Source organism: Amycolatopsis sp. NPDC104819 (genome assembly GCF_055583145.1).
Map to the genome: position 1 here is coordinate 136,660 of NZ_JBVJON010000004.1, position 16,116 is coordinate 152,775.

Annotated in this window: 20 protein-coding genes and 1 pseudogene; 11 read left to right on the forward strand and 10 right to left on the reverse strand. The window is 71.5% G+C overall.

Features of this window, described 5'->3' with window-relative positions; all coding sequences use genetic code 11:
• Positions 1-170: 170 nt before the first annotated feature.
• Positions 171-548: pseudogene (locus ACZ63E_RS13390) on the reverse strand (Rv3235 family protein); the annotation flags it as partial.
• Positions 549-711: 163 nt separating this feature from the next.
• Here ACZ63E_RS13390 and ACZ63E_RS13395 point away from each other — a divergent pair.
• On the forward strand, positions 712-1,086 hold the full coding sequence (locus ACZ63E_RS13395; RefSeq protein ID WP_465336709.1) for an HAD-IA family hydrolase: 375 nt from the start codon (positions 712-714) through the stop codon (positions 1,084-1,086).
• Between the two features lie 5 nt (positions 1,087-1,091).
• Here the strand turns inward: ACZ63E_RS13395 and ACZ63E_RS13400 are convergent, their stop codons facing one another.
• A complete protein-coding gene (locus ACZ63E_RS13400) occupies positions 1,092-1,853 on the reverse strand; it encodes a TrmH family RNA methyltransferase (protein WP_465312879.1) in 762 nt (253 codons plus the stop codon).
• 34 nt (positions 1,854-1,887) lie between these two features.
• Between ACZ63E_RS13400 and ACZ63E_RS13405 the strand changes: the two genes are divergently transcribed.
• Both ACZ63E_RS13405 and ACZ63E_RS13410 read left to right on the forward strand, forming a co-directional pair.
• The gene (locus ACZ63E_RS13405; RefSeq protein ID WP_465336210.1) at positions 1,888-3,294 is read left to right on the forward strand and encodes a WS/DGAT/MGAT family O-acyltransferase; all 1,407 of its coding nucleotides are present in this window, start codon (positions 1,888-1,890) and stop codon (positions 3,292-3,294) included.
• Positions 3,291-3,782 carry a DUF6912 family protein gene (locus tag ACZ63E_RS13410; RefSeq protein ID WP_465336211.1) on the forward strand — a complete coding sequence of 164 codons (492 nt, stop codon included), beginning with the start codon at positions 3,291-3,293 and terminating at the stop codon, positions 3,780-3,782. Before ACZ63E_RS13405 ends, ACZ63E_RS13410 begins: the two co-directional genes overlap by 4 nt.
• 39 nt (positions 3,783-3,821) lie before the next feature.
• On the opposite strand, the gene ACZ63E_RS13415 is transcribed toward ACZ63E_RS13410, so the two are convergent.
• The 4 genes from ACZ63E_RS13415 to rsgA all read right to left on the reverse strand — a co-directional run bounded on the left by ACZ63E_RS13415 (position 3,822) and on the right by rsgA (position 7,577).
• Positions 3,822-4,709, reverse strand: coding sequence for an NAD-dependent epimerase/dehydratase family protein (locus ACZ63E_RS13415; RefSeq protein ID WP_465336212.1), 888 nt, complete (start codon positions 4,707-4,709; stop codon positions 3,822-3,824).
• A 33-nt stretch (positions 4,710-4,742) separates the two neighbouring features.
• A complete protein-coding gene (locus ACZ63E_RS13420; RefSeq protein WP_465336213.1) occupies positions 4,743-5,489 on the reverse strand; it encodes an SCO4651 family lipoprotein in 747 nt (248 codons plus the stop codon).
• Between the two features lie 70 nt (positions 5,490-5,559).
• On the reverse strand, positions 5,560-6,453 hold the full coding sequence (locus tag ACZ63E_RS13425) for an SCO4651 family lipoprotein (protein WP_465336214.1): 894 nt from the start codon (positions 6,451-6,453) through the stop codon (positions 5,560-5,562).
• Positions 6,454-6,554: 101 nt separating this feature from the next.
• Entirely contained in the window at positions 6,555-7,577 is a 1,023-nt protein-coding gene (rsgA, locus tag ACZ63E_RS13430) for a ribosome small subunit-dependent GTPase A (RefSeq protein ID WP_465336711.1), read from the reverse strand.
• Between the two features lie 117 nt (positions 7,578-7,694).
• Between rsgA and ACZ63E_RS13435 the strand changes: the two genes are divergently transcribed.
• From ACZ63E_RS13435 to ACZ63E_RS13445, 3 genes are read left to right on the forward strand one after another with little or no spacing between them, the layout of a single operon-like run.
• Complete coding sequence (locus tag ACZ63E_RS13435; protein WP_465336215.1) at positions 7,695-8,453, forward strand: SOS response-associated peptidase; 759 nt, start codon at positions 7,695-7,697, stop codon at positions 8,451-8,453.
• Positions 8,450-9,058, forward strand: a complete 609-nt coding sequence (locus tag ACZ63E_RS13440; RefSeq protein ID WP_465336216.1) for an alpha/beta hydrolase family protein — start codon at positions 8,450-8,452, stop codon at positions 9,056-9,058. The genes ACZ63E_RS13435 and ACZ63E_RS13440 overlap by 4 nt, the downstream gene beginning before the upstream one ends.
• A gap of 10 nt (positions 9,059-9,068) precedes the next feature.
• Positions 9,069-9,827, forward strand: a complete 759-nt coding sequence (locus ACZ63E_RS13445) for a phosphotransferase (RefSeq protein ID WP_465336217.1) — start codon at positions 9,069-9,071, stop codon at positions 9,825-9,827.
• A 9-nt stretch (positions 9,828-9,836) separates the two neighbouring features.
• Here ACZ63E_RS13445 and ybaK read toward each other — a convergent pair whose 3' ends face one another.
• The gene (ybaK, locus tag ACZ63E_RS13450; protein WP_465336218.1) at positions 9,837-10,313 is read right to left on the reverse strand and encodes a Cys-tRNA(Pro) deacylase; all 477 of its coding nucleotides are present in this window, start codon (positions 10,311-10,313) and stop codon (positions 9,837-9,839) included.
• 194 nt (positions 10,314-10,507) lie between these two features.
• Between ybaK and ACZ63E_RS13455 the strand changes: the two genes are divergently transcribed.
• Complete coding sequence (locus tag ACZ63E_RS13455) at positions 10,508-11,131, forward strand: sigma-70 family RNA polymerase sigma factor (RefSeq protein WP_465312868.1); 624 nt, start codon at positions 10,508-10,510, stop codon at positions 11,129-11,131.
• Complete coding sequence (gene rsrA / locus ACZ63E_RS13460; RefSeq protein WP_284744382.1) at positions 11,128-11,448, forward strand: mycothiol system anti-sigma-R factor; 321 nt, start codon at positions 11,128-11,130, stop codon at positions 11,446-11,448. The genes ACZ63E_RS13455 and rsrA overlap by 4 nt, the downstream gene beginning before the upstream one ends.
• Positions 11,449-11,513: 65 nt before the next feature.
• Here rsrA and ACZ63E_RS13465 read toward each other — a convergent pair whose 3' ends face one another.
• Positions 11,514-11,588, reverse strand: coding sequence for a 50S ribosomal protein bL37 (locus ACZ63E_RS13465; protein WP_370444718.1), 75 nt, complete (start codon positions 11,586-11,588; stop codon positions 11,514-11,516).
• 101 nt (positions 11,589-11,689) lie between these two features.
• Here ACZ63E_RS13465 and ACZ63E_RS13470 point away from each other — a divergent pair, with 101 nt between their 5' ends.
• Positions 11,690-11,902 carry a biotin/lipoyl-binding carrier protein gene (locus ACZ63E_RS13470; RefSeq protein ID WP_465312866.1) on the forward strand — a complete coding sequence of 71 codons (213 nt, stop codon included), beginning with the start codon at positions 11,690-11,692 and terminating at the stop codon, positions 11,900-11,902.
• Positions 11,903-11,904: 2 nt separating this feature from the next.
• Positions 11,905-13,425 (forward strand): sensor histidine kinase, encoded by a 1,521-nt coding sequence (locus tag ACZ63E_RS13475; protein ID WP_465312865.1) that lies wholly within the window; start codon positions 11,905-11,907, stop codon positions 13,423-13,425.
• A gap of 320 nt (positions 13,426-13,745) precedes the next feature.
• On the opposite strand, the gene ACZ63E_RS13480 is transcribed toward ACZ63E_RS13475, so the two are convergent.
• Together ACZ63E_RS13480 and ACZ63E_RS13485 are read right to left on the reverse strand one after the other, a co-directional pair.
• Positions 13,746-14,000, reverse strand: a complete 255-nt coding sequence (locus ACZ63E_RS13480; protein ID WP_072481920.1) for a WhiB family transcriptional regulator — start codon at positions 13,998-14,000, stop codon at positions 13,746-13,748.
• Between the two features lie 275 nt (positions 14,001-14,275).
• On the reverse strand, positions 14,276-15,202 hold the full coding sequence (locus tag ACZ63E_RS13485) for a diacylglycerol/lipid kinase family protein (protein ID WP_465336219.1): 927 nt from the start codon (positions 15,200-15,202) through the stop codon (positions 14,276-14,278).
• Positions 15,203-15,513: 311 nt separating this feature from the next.
• Here ACZ63E_RS13485 and ACZ63E_RS13490 point away from each other — a divergent pair, with 311 nt between their 5' ends.
• Positions 15,514-15,984 carry a hypothetical protein gene (locus tag ACZ63E_RS13490; protein WP_465336220.1) on the forward strand — a complete coding sequence of 157 codons (471 nt, stop codon included), beginning with the start codon at positions 15,514-15,516 and terminating at the stop codon, positions 15,982-15,984.
• Positions 15,985-16,116 lie beyond the last annotated feature (132 nt).

The window sequence follows — 16,116 nt, forward strand, 5'->3', positions numbered from 1 at the left end:
TGTCCACTTCGCACGGCGGCCGCCGCCAGCCGCGGCGGGGAGCGTGCCCTCTTCACCCGCCTCACGCCGCTGCTCGCTGCGGCAGCCGGGCCGGACGCTGCGGCTTTCAGCAACGCGAACCGCACACAACGCCACCCCGACGGCGTCCGCGTGAAGCGGGCCGCCAGGGCGTACGACCGGCCGTCCGCCTCCACTCGCGCGCACGCTTCGATCACGTCCGGGACCGCCGTGCACGTGTGGACCGTCTGCGTCCGGTGCCGCGGCTGGCGCGTCCGCGGCGCGCTCAGTCCCGCGTAGACCTCCGGCGCCACCAGCGCGCGGATCTGCGCCGCCGGGCGGCGGCCGTCGTAGGCCTCGAGGAGCATGTTCAGCAGCAAGCCCACGTCACCCGATTCGAGCTGGCGGGGCACCGGCCACCGGGTTGCGGCGTGGCGGTGCTCCTCCGGGGTCAGCGCTGCCGGACGGTCAGCCCGGCGTGGCGCTTCGTAGTGGGCGAGCGTTCTCAGGCGATGTTCGTCGATCATTTTCTCCCCTCCCGGACTCGGCATTTCGCCGCGTCCACCGCTTAGAGGGCGGAACCGGCCGGAAAGGAGACAGGAATCGCTCGATTAGGCACAGAACCGCGGAAGGGATGGATTCCCCGGCAGTGTTGCGCTAGGCGAGACACCGCGTAGCCACCCGGCTATGGTGTGCCGGGTGCTGAAGGGGTTATTGGTCGATTTCGCCGGGGTTCTCACCGATCCCGACGCCGTCCGCTTCTACGACTACCTGGCGGCCGTCCGCGAACGAGGCGTCCGCACCGCGCTGCTGTCCAACGCGCCAGGGGCGTCGAACGAGGTCAAGAACACGATGTTCGACTATTTCGACGCGCTGGTGTTTTCGGGCGAAGTCGGCGTGGCCAAGCCGGATCCGGCGGTGTACCGGATCGCGGCCGACCGGCTCGGGCTGCCCGCTGCGCGGTGCGCCTTCGTCGACGACTCGGCGGCGAACATCCGGGGCGCCGTCGAGGCGGGGATGGTCGGCGTGCACCACCGGTCCGTCGAGGAGACGCTCGCCGAACTGGACGTGCTGTTCCCGGACGGGTGAGACGGTCAGCGGCCCCGGCGCACCAATTCGAAAGACAGGACCGCCGCCGCGGCCGAGACGTTCAACGACTCGACGTCACCCGGCATGGGAATGGACAGCCATTCCGTGACGAGCTCGCCGACTTCGGCGCCGACCCCGGCCGTCTCGCCGCCGAGCACGAACGCCGCGCGCTGCGGCAGCTCGACGTCGAACACCGTGGTGCGAGCCGACGCGCCCAGCGCGTAGATCCCGAAGCCGGCTTCGGTGAGCATCTCGGCCGCGTCGCGCGCGGAGCCGCAGCGCAGCACCGGCGCGCGGAACGCGACCCCGGCCGAAGCCTTGACCACCAGCGGGTCGAGCGCCGCGACGCCGCGGCGCGGCACGATCACGCCGTCCAGCCCGGCGGCGGTCGCCGTCCGCAGGATCATCCCGACGTTCGCGGGGGTGGTGATGCCGTCGAGCAGCAGCACGCGCGACGGCGGCCGCCGGTCCGAAAGCGCGGCTTCGAGCGCACGCATCCGCGGCGCGACGACGTCGGCGAGCACCCCCTGGTCCTGCTTGCCATTGCCGGCGAGCACCTTGACCCGGTGGGCGCTGGCGCGCTGCACCTGCACCCCCGCGGCCTTCGCCGCGCGCTGGATCTCCACCGCGCCCGGGCCCCGGGCGGTGTCGGCGAGGATCACCTTGTCCACCTGCAGACCGTCGTCCGCCAGCGCTTCGAGCACCGGCTTCCGGCCGTACACGGTCAGGAAGCGGTCCTTCGGCGAGACAGTCGACTCATCACCCACACCGGGCAGTCTCGCATTGTGCGACGATCGCCTCATGCCCGACCGCCTCTCCGCGCTGGACGCCTCGTTCCTCTACCTCGAGGACCACGCGACCCCCATGCACGTCGGCGGGGTGGCGATCTTCGAGCGGCCGCGCTCCGGGTTCAGCTACGCGCAGCTGCTCGACCTCGTCGGGGCGCGGCTGGCCTACCTGCCGCGATACCGGCAGCGCGTCGCGGAGGTGCCAGGGCACCTGGCGCGGCCGGTGTGGGTGGACGACGTCGACTTCGACCTGAATTACCACGTCCGGCGCTCGGCGCTGCCCCAGCCGGGCAGTGACGAGCAGTTGTTCGACCTGGTGGCGCGGCTGATGTCGCGGCGGCTGGCGCCGGAGCGGCCGCTCTGGGAGGCGTACTTCATCGAGGGGCTGTCCGGCGACCGCGTGGCGTTGGTCACCAAGACGCACCAGTCCGTTGTGGACGGAGTCGGCACGATCGAGCTGGGCCAGCTCATCCTCGACCCGACGCCGGCCGAGCCGGAGCCGTTCGAGGACATCTGGACGCCGCGCCGCGAGCCGAACCGCACGCAGCTGGTGCTGGACGCGATCAGCGAGGGCGTGCAGCGCCCGGGCGAGGTCGTGGAGAACGTCCGGTCGGCGGCGAACGACGCGTTCGCGACGGCGGGCAAGCTCGCCGAGACGGTCGGCGGGGTGGCGTCGACGCTGCGCACGCTGGTGAAGCCGGCGCCGTCCGGGCCGCTGAACGTCCGGGTGTCCGGCGGCCGGGTGTTCTCCGTGGTGCGCACGCGGCTGGAGGACTACCGGAAGATCCGCGCGGCGCACGGCGGCACGGTCAACGACGTCGTCCTCGCGGCCATCACGGGCGCGCTGCGCGAGTGGCTGCTCTCGCGCGAGGAGTCGCTGACCCCGAACGCGACGATCCGCGCGCTGGTGCCGCTGGCGGTGCGCGACGCGGAGACGGCGGAGTACTCGACGCCGGCGCTGGTCGGCAACCAGGTGGCGGCGTACCTGGTCGACCTGCCGGTCGGCGAGCCGAACCCGGTCCTGCGGCTGCAGCACATCGGCCACGCGATGGCCGAGCACCTCGACTCGGGCCGTTCGGTGGCGGCGCGCGGGCTCCTCAAGGTCGGCGGCTTCGCGCCGGCCACGCTGCATTCGCTCGGCGCGCGGGCGGCGGGGTCGCTGTCCGGGCGCATCTTCAACGTCATGGTGACCAACTCGCCGGGCCCGCAGATGCCGATGTACGCGGGAGAGGCCAGACTGGTCGAGATGTTCCCGGTGATGCCGCTGATGCGCACCCAGGCGCTGGCGATCGGGGTGACGTCGTACCACGGCGGCGTCTACTTCGGACTCAACGGCGACCGCAAGGCCGCGTTCGACGTCGACCTCGTGGCCGGGATGATCGAAGAGTCCTTGGAAGAGCTGAAGGGTGCGCACTGGTGAGGGTCTATCTGCCTGCGACCATCGCGATGCTTCGCGACCTCGAAACCTCGGGGGAGTTCCGCGCCCGCAGCGGAACGGCGTTCGCGCTGACGCCGGCGTTGCGCGAGGCGTACTCGAGCGGTTCGGACGAAGAGCTGGAGTACGCGGCGCTGCTGGACGCGGCCCGGGCCTCGCTGCGCCTGATCGCGGCGGAGGAGAAGGGCGAGCCTCGCCGGGTGGTGATTTCGGCGGACGTCGAAGGCGTGACGCTGCGCCCGGACCTCGACGCCCCGGTGGTCCGCATCGGCGGCCCGATCCCGTTTTCGGCGGTGGCGGCCATCCACGTGGACGCGGCCGAGGCGGCCGAGGCGGTGTCCGCCGCGTCTGCGGTGATCGACGCGGCGGATCTGGGTGACCCCGATGCGGAGTTCACGCTGGGGGACGCGGAAGACCACGAGCTGGCCTGGTACGCGCCGCAGGAACTCCCGTTCTTGCTGGAGCTTCTCTGAGTTGTCCACAGGTGGGTGCACCTGTGGACAACTTGTGCATCAGTCCTCCGTGAACCACTCCGGCCCCGGCACCGGCCGTTCACACGTCCACCCGGTAGCCGCCGTCAGCTTCGTCGAATCCACCCGCTGCGACCGCGCCATCGGCTCGGCCATCGGGACCCGCGACAGGAGCCACTTCGGCACGGCCCGCGCCTTCCGGACCCCGGCCGCCGCGGCCATCGCCTCACCCAGCACGCCCTTCACCACCGCCGGCGCCCCCACGTTGTAAACCCCGGAAGGCGCGTCCAAAGCCGCCACCGCTGCCGCCGCCGCGTCGGATGGGTGGATGGCCGTTGTCCAGTCCTGCCGCGAGCCCATGATCAGCGGCGCCCCGCGCCGGGCCGCGGTCAGGAGCGTTGCCGTCAGCGCGTCCGTGCCCACCAGCGTGCCGATCCGGAGCCGGACCACCGTGCGGTCCGTCAACGCCGCCACGTTCTCGTGCGCCGTCACCGAAGACGCCGTCACGCCGCGAGGGCGCAGGGGAGCGTCTTCCGTGAGCAGGCGGTCGCCGCCGTCGGCGTAGACGAACGTGATCCCCTCCTGGACAACCGTGCGCACCTCCTCGACCTCGCGGACCGCCGCGGCCAGCGCCGCGCTCCCGGCCAGCCGGACGCGGTCGTTGAGGGCCCAGGCGGACCGACTGGTCGGCTTCGACGGAATCCGCGTGGCCAGGTTCAGCACCGCGTCGTGCCCGCGCAACGCCGTGACCAGCGAAGCCGTCTCGAACAGGTCGCCGGTCACGGGCTTCGCGCCGGTCGCTTCCACCGCTGCGACCCGGTCGGCCGACCGCGCGAGGCCGCTCACCTCGTGCCCTGCCGCCAGCAGCCGCCGCACCGCGGGGCGGCCCAGCACGCCCGTCGCCCCGATCACCATCACTCGTTTGCTCATGCGGCGTGGACGAGGCCGCGGGAGAAAACGTGACTAGCCGACTTCGTCCGGGGGCGGCGGCTGGATGTCGGCCGGTGCGCCCCAGTCGCTGTACCGCGTCGTGATGCGGGCTTCGCCGCCCTGCAGCGCCGGCGAGAGGACGATCTGCAGCGGCCGGTGCGTGGTGTCGAGCCAGAGCTCCACCGGGAACTTGCCGCCGAGCCGCCCGGCTTCGTCGGCCGACAGGCCCGCGGGCAGGTCGCTGCCCAGCCGGGCCAGCTCCAGGTCGACGCGGTAGTGCTCGGCCGCCACGCCGCCGAGGTCGGTGCGCTCGGCCGAGACGATCGTGCCCGCCGTGCGGATCTCGCCGAGCGTGTGCGCCGGGTCGTTCTGCGCCGCCAGCTGCGCGAGGCTGCCCCCGAGGACCTGCGAGAACGGGTCCGTGCCGTCCTGGGCGACCACCACCCACGGCTTCCCGGCGCCGACCTCGTCGCGCGAGCCCTCCGGCACCTTCGCGTACAGCTTCCCGCCGACCAGCCGCAGCTCCATCGGCTCGCCGATGAAGTCCGTCGTCATCACCTGGGACGTCCCGCCGGCGCCGAAGCGCGCCTGGCCCTGGCCCTTCGACCGCACCGAGCCGACGGCGACGTCGGTGGCGAACTTCGCCGAGCCGCCGGCCGTGGTCGCCGCCGTGGCCGCGTCGGCCAGCGCCCGGGCGTCGGAGAACGACGGGGGCGGCGGCGGATCGGAGCACGCGCCGGCCAGCAGGGCGAGCACCAGCACGACGGCGGCTTTGCGCATGGGGACAACAAAAACACAGCGGCTCCCCCGAACCCGTTCGGGGGAGCCGCCGCTACGCACGGTCGCTAGCTCAGCGGCCGGCCTTCTTCATCAGCTCACCGAGGTCGACGACCTGCTCGGCGGGCGGGGCCGCCACGTCGACCTGGGTGCCCCAGTCGCTGTACTTCATCGTGAACTTCGACTCGGTGCCGCCGGGCATGCCCAGCGCCTGCATCATCGAGGTCTGGTCCATCGTGACCTGCACCGGCAGGTTGTCCTTGTCCAGCCACAGCTCGGCCGGGATCTTGAGGTCCTTGCCCTTGAGCATGTCGGTGAGCTTCTGGCGCGCCGCGGCCGGGACCTGGCCGGTGAACTGGTCGACGGCCTTGGCGACGTCGAGCTCCACCTTGTAGTGGTTGACCTGCTCGCCGTTCAGCTCGGCCTGGTCGGACGAGATGATCCGGCCGGCCTTCGAGACCTGGTCCAGGATCTTGCTCGGGTCGCTCTGCTCCGCCGACTGCGAAAGCGCGCTCCCCATCGCCTGCGAGATCGGGTCGGTGCCGTCGGCCGAGATCTTGGCCCACGTCTTGTCGGTGCCCATCTGCTTCTGCTGCTCGGCCGGCAGCTTGATGTACATGACCTTGTCCACCATGCGCATCTCGGTGGTCTCACCGGCGGCGGTGCTGGTCATCGAGAACTTGGTGTTCGCGCCGTCGATGGCCATCGCGCCGTTCGCGCTGAGGGTCTGGCCGGCGACCGAGCCCTCCATCGTGAACTTCGCGGACTTGGACTTCTCGGTGCCCTGCTTCGACGCCGACGCCAGCTGGATCGCGTCGGTGAACGGTGAGGCGAGGCCGCTGCCGCCGTCGGGCTGGGACTGGCCCGCGGCCGGCTGGGCCGTACCGGTGGCGGAGTTGCCGGAGCACGCCGACAGCGTCAGCGCCAGCGCGACGGCGCTGGCGGCGACCAGGGTGGTCTTACGCATCAAAATCCCCTCAGGATTGGATCTTCCGCTCGGCATATCGCCCGAACGGGCGAATGGTTACCGATGTGACGGTGACGATCCGCATCGGGTTCCGCGTTGCCTCAGGAATCCGTGGCGCGAGTCACTTCGTGGCCACCCCGCGAGGCCAGCAGGCGCCGCAACGAGGCGAGCCGCTCGGGCAGCGCCGTGCCGTCGGTGACGACGTCGTCGAGCGCGCAGTCCGGGTCCTCGGGCGGCCCGAGGTGCCCGCAGCCCGACGGGCACTCCTCGGCGGCCGCGGCGAACTCTTCGAAGGCGTCGACGATGTCGTCCGCGGTCACGTGCGCGAGCCCGAACGACCGGACGCCGGGCGTGTCGATGACCCAGCCGCCGTCCGGGAGCGGCAGCGCCACCGCGGCGACGGACGTGTGCCGCCCCTTGCCGACCGCGCTCACCACGCCGGTGGCCAGCTCGGCGTCCGGCACCAGGCGGTTGACCAGCGTGGACTTGCCGACGCCGGAGTGCCCGACCAGCGCCGTCACGCGGTCCTTCAGCATCTCCGAGAGGCCTTCGGGCTCTTCGTCGTAGCGGGTCACGATCGCCGGGATGTCGAGACCCGCGTAGCCCGCGAGGAGCTCGTCCGGGCTGGCCAGGTCGGCTTTCGTCAGGCACAGCACCGGCTCGACGCCGCCCGCGTAGCAGGCGACGATGCAGCGGTCGATGAATCCGGTGCGTGGCGGCGGGTCGGCGAGCGCGGTGACGATCAGGAGGCGCTCGGCGTTGGCGACGACCAGCCGTTCGTACGGGTCGGTGTCATCGGCCGTGCGCAGGAGGGAGCTGCTTCGCTCGTCGACGCGGATGATGCGCGCGAGCGTGTCCGGCTTGCCGGAGACGTCACCGACGATCCCGACGCGGTCACCGACCACGACCGGCGTCCGGCCCATCTCGCGGGCCCGCATGGCGGTGATCACCCGTCCGGGGTCGGCGTTGACCGCGCAGGTCCAGCGGCCGCGGTCCTTGCCGATGACCATGGCGTTGACGGCGTCGGCGTGCTCGGGACGGCGCTTGCTGCGAGGCCGGGTGCCCTTGCCGGGGCGCACGCGGACGTCGGACTCGTCCAGCTTGCTCCAGTCGTTGCGCGCCAAACCCGTCGTCCTCTCGTGCACCGGTGCCCACCCGAATGATCCCACGCCGCTCGCCACGGCCCTGGCCTGCGTGTAACGATGGCGTCCCGGCTGTTCCGGTACGCGAGGAGGTTGGTCATGTGCGGCCGCTACGCCGCCACGAAGGACCCGGCGAAGCTGATCGAGGAGTTCGACGCGATCGACCTCACCGAAGGCCACGCGCGCGCCGACCACAACGTCGCGCCGACGAAGACCGTGGTCACGGTCGTCCAGCGGCACCCGCGTGACGACGAGGGCCAGGTGCTCTCCGACGAGCCCGCCGAGCGCTCGCTGCGGATGATGAAGTGGGGCCTGGTGCCGTTCTGGGCCAAGGACCCGTCGGTCGGCTCGCGGATGATCAACACGCGGGCCGAGACGGCCGCCGAGAAGCCCGCCTTCCGCCGCGCGCTCGTGTCGCGACGCTGCCTGGTGCCCGCCGACGGCTGGTTCGAGTGGCGCCGCACCGGCAAGGAGAAGGAGCCGTTCTACATGACGGAGCCGGACGGCTCCTCGATCGCGTTCGGCGGGATCTGGGAGAGCTGGCACCCGAAGGACGACAAGGACGCGGCGCCGCTGATCACCTTCTCGATCATCACGACCGACTCCGCCGGGCAGCTCACCGACGTCCACCACCGGATGCCGCTGATCGTGCCGAAGGCGCACTGGGACGGCTGGCTGGACCCGGACCGCGAAGACGTCAAGGACCTGCTGGTGCCGACACCCGAGAACATCGTGTCGTCGCTGGAGCTGCGGCCGATCTCGAGCCGGGTGAACAACGTCCGCAACAACGGCCCGGAGCTGCTGGAGCGTGTCGACCCGGCACAAGAGGGCGCGCTGTTCGATGTGCCGAAGTCATGACCGCCCTCGCGATCGAAACCGCGTACGGCCCGGCCCGGGTCTACCTGCACTGCGCCGAGGAAGGGTCGGCGGTGCTCATGCTCGGCCACGGCGCGGGCGGCCGCCTCGGCGCGGCGGACCTGGTCGCGGTGACCCGCGCGGCGCAGGGCGCCGGCGTGCACGTGGCGTTGGTCGAGCAGCCGTACCGGGTGGCCGGCCGCCGCGCGCCGGCCCCGGCGAACCAGCTGGACACGGCGTGGCTGACGATCGCGGACGAGCTGTCGGAGCGCTTCGACTCCCTGCCGCTCGTGTTCGGCGGCCGCTCCTCGGGCGCCCGCGTCGCCTGCCGGACGGCGGCGGCCGGGCAGGCGGTGGCGGTGCTGTGCCTGGCGTTCCCCGAGCACCCGCCGGGCCGCCCGGAGAAGACGCGCCAGCCGGAGCTGGACGCGGTCGAGGTCCCGGTGCTGGTCCTGCAGGGCGAGAGCGACCCGTTCGGCCGTCCGAAGGCGGGCCCGCACCACGAGATCGTCCTGGTCGACGGCGACCACAGCCTGTCGAAGGACCTGGACACGGTGGCGCGGGCGGCGACGGAGTGGCTGTCGCGGGTGCTGCGCCCGCTCGGCTGAGGCTTCGGTCGTGGAGGAGATCCCGCTCACCGGCGGAAACGTGAGCGCCGGGGTGGTCCGGGTGGGCGCCACTGTGCGCCGGCCGGCCGGACCGTGGACGCCATCGGTGCACGCCCTGCTCGAGCACCTGCACTCGGCCGGGTTCGGCGGCGCGCCCCGGCCGCTGGGCTTGGACGAGCGCGGCCGCGAGGTGCTCGAGTTCATCCCGGGGGACGTGCCGTGGCCCGGCCGGATCGACCTGCTGGAGCCGGATGCGGCGGTGGTCGCGGTAGGCCGCCTGGTCCGCGACTTCCACGACGCGGTCGCCGGCTTCGTGCCGCCGCCGGGGGCGTCGTGGCAGGTGCTCATCCCCGCGAACGGCGCCGAGATCATCGCCCACCACGACCTCGCGCCGTGGAACCTGGTGGCCGGCCCCCGCTGGGCGTTCATCGACTGGGACACCGCGGCGCCCGGCACCCGGCTGTGGGACCTCGCGTACCCGGCGAACGACTTCGCGCTGCTCACCGGCGGGGTGGCACCGGCCGAAGCGGCCCGGCGGATGCGGCTGCTCGCCGACGCCTACGACCTGGCCGAAGCCCAGCGCTGTGAGCTGGCGAGCCTGCTGGGCCCGCGTGCCCGCGCGATGCACGACTTCCTGGCCGCGCAGGCGGCCGCGGGGACCGAGCCTTGGCTCCGGCTTTGGAACGAGGGCCACGGCACGCACTGGCGCCGCCGTGCCGACTACCTCGAGCAGCACCGTGGCGTCTGGCTGCGTGCGCTGCTCGCGTGAAACCGCAGGTCAAGCCGCGATCGGAGCCACAACAGCCCCAGTCAGCCGAATCAAATCCCCCGGTGCCAACTCCACCTCCAGCCCCCGCCGCCCGGCCGAACAGAACACCGTCTCGAACTTCTCCGCCGACTGGTCGACCACCACCGGCAGCCGGCTCCGGTGGCCCAGCGGCGAGATCCCGCCCAGCACGTACCCCGTCGCCCGCTGCGCCGCCGCCGGGTCGGCCATCTTGGCCCTCTTACCCCCGGCCGCGGCCGCCAGTGCCTTCAGGTCCAGCTGGCCCGTGACCGGGACCACGCCCACCGTCAAGCGGCCGTCGACCTCGGCCACCAGGGTCTTGAACACCCTCGCGCGGTCGAGGCCCAGGGCCTCCACCGCCTCCAGGCCGAACGACTCCGCGCGCGGGTCGTGGTCGTACGCGTGCAGCGTGTGCGCCACCTTCTGCTTGGTCAACGCCGCGGTCGCCGGGGTGCCCTTGCCAGCCATGGGACGGAAGTCTAGGGAATGTCCACTGCCCCCGATCGGTTGTACGGGACGTGACCACCACCCTTGCCACCACACGCTCTCGCAGCCGTCGCCGCCCCGAGGCACCGGCGAACCGCGGTGTGCCCGGCCCCCGCGTAAACTCGACGTCGTCGTATGCGCGCACGCGCGTCGACGCCGAGCGGGAAGGGAACGGTTTGCCGAGCACGCAGAACTCAGCGCCGGAAGAAGCGACCGAGGCGGAGCGCGCCGAGCGCTTCGAACGGGACGCCATGCCGTTGCTCGACCAGCTGTACTCGGCCGCGATGCGGATGACCCGCAACCCCGCCGACGCCGAGGACCTGGTCCAGGAGACCTACCTGAAGGCGTACGCCGCCTTCGCGTCGTTCAAGGCCGGGACGAACCTGAAGGCCTGGATGTACCGCATCCTGACCAACACCTACATCAACGGCTACCGCAAGCGGCAGCGGCAGCCGGTGCAGCAGCCCACCGAGGAGATCACCGACTGGCAGATCGCCAAGGCGGAGAGCCACACCTCGAGCGGGCTGCGGTCGGCCGAGGTCGAGGCGATGGACAACCTGCCCGACACCGACGTCAAGGCCGCCCTGCAGAAGCTGCCCGAGGAGTTCCGGCTGGCCGTCTACCTGGCCGACGTCGAGGGCTTCGCGTACAAGGAGATCGCCGAGATCATGGACACCCCCATCGGCACCGTGATGTCCCGCCTGCACCGCGGCCGCGCCCAGCTGCGCGACCTGCTCGCCGACGTCGCGACCGAGCGCGGGTTCATCCGTGGCGCCAAGGAAGAGGTGGCCGGGCGATGAACGACATGTGCGAAGGCGCGTCCGACAAGGTCCGCTGCGAAGAGGCGCTCGCCGACATCTACCTGCTCCTCGACCGGGAGTGCAGCGCCGAGCGTGACGCCGCGCTGCGCGCCCACATCGAGGACTGCCCGCCGTGCCTCGAGGAGTACGGCATCGACGAGCACATCAAGCAGCTCCTGGCCCGCAAGTGCGGCGGTGACCACGCCCCGGCCGAGCTGAAGAGCCGGCTGCGCGCGTCGATCCGCCAGACCGTCGCCACGCGCGGCGGCGTGACGGTCGAACGCACCGAGATCACCCTCGAGCAGCGTTCCGAATAGCGCCCGAGCACGACAAAGGCCCCCGCACCTGGAGTGTGGGGGCCTTTTTGCGTGCCGGCGCCGGCTCAGGAGTTGGGCTTGCCGCCGTGGTTCGCGGCGTTCTTCTTCCGGCTGCGACGCTTGCGAGCGCGCTTCGACATGTTCACTCCTCGTCGTCAAAGCTGGTCAACCTCTCAAGTGTGTCATGACGTCCCGTTCTGGTTGGATGGGGCTGGTCCGGTGGCGCGCGAGGAGGGTGTTGATGGCCGAGATCAGGGCCGAGATGGTCGGCACCGTGCTCCAGGTCGTCGCCGAGCCGGGCGCCGCGCTGAACGCCGGAGACACCGTGCTGATCCTGGAGTCGATGAAGATGGAGCTGCCTGCCGTGAGTGCGAAGGCGGGCACGCTGACCAGCCTCGCCGTCGCGAAGGGTGACCGGGTCCAGCAGGGCGACGTGCTCGGGACGGTCGAGTAACCGTGTCGACGCTCGCCGAACTGCTCGCCGACAACACCGGCCTCCCCGGGGAGGCGGCGGACCACCTCCAGACCGTCGTCGCCGAGTGGCAGCTGCTGGCCGACCTGTCCTTCGCGGACTTCCTGCTCTGGGTCCCGGTGACCGAAGAGCTGCAGCCGGACGGCGGTGACTTCGTCTGCGTCGCGCACGCGCGGCCGACCACGGCGCCGACCGCGCACCCGGAGGACGTCGTCGGCACGCGGTTCACGGTCGAGGAGCACCCGCAGCTGGCCAAGGCCATGCGTGAGGAGCGGATCTGCCGCGAGGAGGACCCGCACTGGTACCGCGACCTGCCGATGCGGCGCGAAGCGATCCCGGTGCGCTTCCACGACGACGTCGTCGCCGTGATGAGCCGCGAGACGAACCTGGCCGCGCCGCGGGTGCCCTCGCCGCTGGAGATCGCGTACCTGGGCAGCGCCGGCGACCTGTGCCAGATGATCGTCGACGGCACGTTCCCGCCGAGCGGCTCCAACGCGACCGACACGCACACCTCGCCGCGGGTGGGGGACGGGCTGATCCGGCTCGACTCGAGCGGCACGGTCGTGTTCGCCAGCCCGAACGGCCTGTCCGCCTACCACCGGATGGGGCACGAGTCCGACCTGGTCGGGACGCGCCTGGCGCCGTTGACGCGGTCGCTGATCCGCGACCCGTTCGACGCGACGGAGGTGTCCCACCGGATCATCGAGGCCCTCGACGGGAAGCCGTCGAGCCGCACCGAAGCCGATTCACGCCGTGGCGCGGTGGTGCTGTTCCGCGCGCTGCCGCTGCGGCCGGCGGGGCAGGCGGCCGGCGCGCTGGTGCTGGTCCGCGACGTCACCGAGGTCAAACGCCGCGACCGCGCGCTGCTGTCGAAGGACGCGACGATCCGGGAGATCCACCACCGGGTGAAGAACAACCTGCAGACGGTGGCGGCGCTGCTGCGCCTGCAGTCCCGGCGGACGTCGTCGGAGGAGGCGCGGCTCGCGCTCGCCGAGTCGGTGCGCCGGGTGACGTCGATCGCGCTGGTGCACGAGGCGCTGTCCATCTCGGTGGACGAGCGGGTCGACCTCGACAAGCTGCTCGACAACGTGCTGCCGATGGTCGGCGAGGTCGCCACCGCGGAGTCGCAGGTCGGGCTGTCGCGGAAGGGCTCGTTCGGGGTGGTCGTCGCGGAGATCGCGACCCCGCTGGTGATGGTGCTGGCCGAGCTGGTGCAGAACGCCATCGAGCACGCCTTCCCGGCGGGCCGCTCGGGCAAGGTCGAGCTGATCGTGGAGCGCTCGGCGCGCTGGCTGGACGTCGTCATCCGCGACAACGGCCGCGGCCTGCCGTCCGGGTTCTCGCTGGAGCGGTCGGACGGCCTGGGCCTGCAGATCGTGCGGACGCTCGTGGAGTCGGAGCTGCGCGGCTCGCTGTCGCTGCGGAAGGTGCGCGCCGAGGAGTCGTCGACCCGGGTGTCCGGAACCGAGGCCGCGCTGCGCATCCCCCTTTCGCGTCGCCTTTAGACAGTCGCGTTTGGACTCACGCGCCGCCGGGCATTTCCGGTGCGGTGGACGTGATCGGGTGCGGATCGCGGGAGGGACAGACGTTGAAGGCCCGGCACGTGGTGCTCGTGTGCCGGGCCGTTCAACGTCTCGCGGGAGGACTTGAAGTCCTGGTGAGGTTTCAGCACACCCGTTGCCAGGTGGTTTCACCTCGGTTGTTAAGCTCGAACCGGGTAGGTATCACCCCAGACGGCGTGGGCACAACAATGCCCGCCGGGTGATTCCCTGAACGCTGGGGTCCTGCGTGGTTCGGGGTAAAGCTGGTGCTTCGAGTGGAACTATCAGGCGTTGGTACGCGTGCCGATGTGCGTACGGCGGCGCTTGAGCGCGCGTCGCTCGTCCTCGCTCATGCCGCCCCACACGCCCGCGTCCTGGCCGCTGGCCAGAGCCCAGGCCAAGCAGTCGGAAGCGACGGTGCAGCGGTGGCACACGGCCTTCGCCTGAGCTACCTGCGACAGAGCAGGACCGCTGGTTCCCACCGGGAAGAACAGCTCGGGGTCCTCGTCTCGGCAGGCCGCGTCGTGGCGCCAGTCCATGTTCGTGAGCTCCTTCATATGGCGCGGGAGGGCCGCGCCACAGTCGTTTTATGGCGGTCATGTTTCCGGGTGCTTGTGAATGCTTTCACGAAGCACCGCGTTCGACAAGGGTTTCTTGAAGATCGGTGAGTCAGGTCACCCGGCCGAGCGACCCCTCTGACCTGCGGTTTCTCTCCGAAACAGCCGCTCGAAGGGAAGGCTGATGCGGTGAGTGGAGCTTCTGCGTCGACGAACGGCAGCTTGCACTTTGCCGCAGGCGATCAGCGGTCCCGTCGTCACACGATCACTGTGAGTGCGTCGGGGACGCTGAAGAACTCCACCCTGGTCCGCTGGCCGACGAGGTCGCCGTCCACCTGGAAGTTTACCGGTTCAGCTGCGTCGATGCGGATCATCGGCAGGTCGTCGTGACGCACGAGACGTTTGCCCTTTTGGTTGCTCTTCGTAGCCAAAGCACGGCGTACATGCTTGAACACCGTGGGCAACCCCAGACCGTTCAACGCGAACAAACCCAGTCCCGTCTCGAACGAGCAACCCGGGTTGAGGTGGACCGGACGCTCGCGCAGGTAGCTCCACGGATCGGTGTTCGACACGAAAGCGGTCAGCGCCTCGGCGGGTTCCTCACCCGGGACGCGGATCGTGAGGGCCGGCCGGCCCAGCGGCGGCCGGAAGTAGGAGCGGACGGCGGCCCGCATGTAGAGGCCGGCGGTCGTCTGCTTGCCCCGGCGCTTGGCGACGCGGCCGACGACGTCGGCGTCCCAGCCGAGGCCGGAGTTGAAGGTGAACCAGTGCCCGTCGGCCAGGCCGAGCCCGACGCGGCGCGAGCGGTCGTTCTCCAGCGCGTTGAGCAGCTGGTGGGTGGCCTCGACGGGATCCGCGGAGATGCCGAGGGCGCGCGCGAACACATTGGCCGAGCCACCGGGCACGACACCCAGGGCGGGGACGCGGCCGATCTGGGTGGGATCGCCATCGGCGTCGGCCAGGAGGCCGTTGACGACCTCGTTGACCGTGCCGTCGCCGCCGTGGGCCACGACCAGGTCGATCCCGTCGCGCGCGGCCGAGCGAGCGACCGCCATGGCGTGCCCGCGGTAGTCCGTCTCGACGACGTCGAGCTTGACCTGGCTGGCGAGCGCGTGCGCCAGGACGTCCCGGCCACCGGCGGTGGTCGAGGTGGCCTGGGGGTTCACGACGAGGATTGCGCGCACTACCGCAGGGTAGGTGACTTCCGGCGGCCCGAGAACCTTCCGGCGCCGCATGGTGACGGGCGCAACCCTGGGAACAGCACCTTCGCGACCCTGTGCCCGGCGGTCCTCCTTCACGTGCGAGTGTCCCCGCTCGTCGTGACAAGTGCACCCGGGCGACCGCCCGCTCATCGACGACACCTGAATTCTCAGCGCCCGGGCGGTCCCGGGAAAACGGCCGACCGGGTGGCATACGATCAAAATGGCTCACGCACGGTGACTCGCCCTGGTCGGGTCCACTGTGCTCCCGCAAAGGACCCCGGAAGGCCGCCGCAGTGAAGCTCTCGCCCGCTCCCCGTGAGGTCCGGCTGGCCGGCGTGGTCACCGCGGTGCCGTCGCTCGCCCTGCTGGTGTTCGGGGTGGTGGTGCTGGTGGACGGCCTGGGCACGCCGACGCTGCCGGGCAACAACGTCTTCGTCCTCGCCGGCACCTACATCGTGGTGGCGCTGGCGTTCCTGGCCGCGTCGGCCGGGCTCGTGCTGGGCCACACGGCCGCGCGTTCGCCGGGGGTCGTGATCGCGCTGATCCTGATCGGGCTCGGCTGGTACCTGCTCGGGCCGTCCGGCCAGCCGCTCTGGGGCGTGCCGGTCGCGCTGTTCGGTGTCGCCATCCTGGTGCTGCTGTTCCGGGCGCCGTCCCGGGCCTGGGCGCTGGGCCTGCGCGAGGGCGAGACCGAGTCGGAAGCGGCCGAGCGCGGTGGCCTCGCGGGCCGCCGGGCCGAGCGCGAAGGCCACGAAGAGGACTGACCCGTCGTGGGGGTTTTGGGGGGGTTTCCCCCCCCCCAACACCCCCCAAACACCAGGGGTCTCCCTGGGGTATCCCGGGCCTACGGGGAGCGTCCTTGGGGTGGGTTAACCCCCCCTCCTCCCCCAGGGCAC

Excerpts from the sequence above, each read along its gene's own strand:
- ACZ63E_RS13405 (WP_465336210.1), top strand. The coding sequence starts at position 1,888 with ATGCCCGACCGCCTCTCCGCGCTGGACGCCTCGTTCCTCTACCTCGAG.
- ACZ63E_RS13415 (WP_465336212.1), bottom strand. The coding sequence starts at position 4,709 with ATGAGCAAACGAGTGATGGTGATCGGGGCGACGGGCGTGCTGGGCCGC.
- ACZ63E_RS13420 (WP_465336213.1), bottom strand. The coding sequence starts at position 5,489 with ATGCGCAAAGCCGCCGTCGTGCTGGTGCTCGCCCTGCTGGCCGGCGCG.
- ACZ63E_RS13425 (WP_465336214.1), bottom strand. The coding sequence starts at position 6,453 with ATGCGTAAGACCACCCTGGTCGCCGCCAGCGCCGTCGCGCTGGCGCTG.
- ACZ63E_RS13435 (WP_465336215.1), top strand. The coding sequence starts at position 7,695 with ATGTGCGGCCGCTACGCCGCCACGAAGGACCCGGCGAAGCTGATCGAG.
- ACZ63E_RS13440 (WP_465336216.1), top strand. The coding sequence starts at position 8,450 with ATGACCGCCCTCGCGATCGAAACCGCGTACGGCCCGGCCCGGGTCTAC.
- ybaK (WP_465336218.1), bottom strand. The coding sequence starts at position 10,313 with ATGGCTGGCAAGGGCACCCCGGCGACCGCGGCGTTGACCAAGCAGAAG.
- rsrA (WP_284744382.1), top strand. The coding sequence starts at position 11,128 with ATGAACGACATGTGCGAAGGCGCGTCCGACAAGGTCCGCTGCGAAGAG.
- ACZ63E_RS13470 (WP_465312866.1), top strand. The coding sequence starts at position 11,690 with ATGGCCGAGATCAGGGCCGAGATGGTCGGCACCGTGCTCCAGGTCGTC.
- ACZ63E_RS13480 (WP_072481920.1), bottom strand. The coding sequence starts at position 14,000 with ATGGACTGGCGCCACGACGCGGCCTGCCGAGACGAGGACCCCGAGCTG.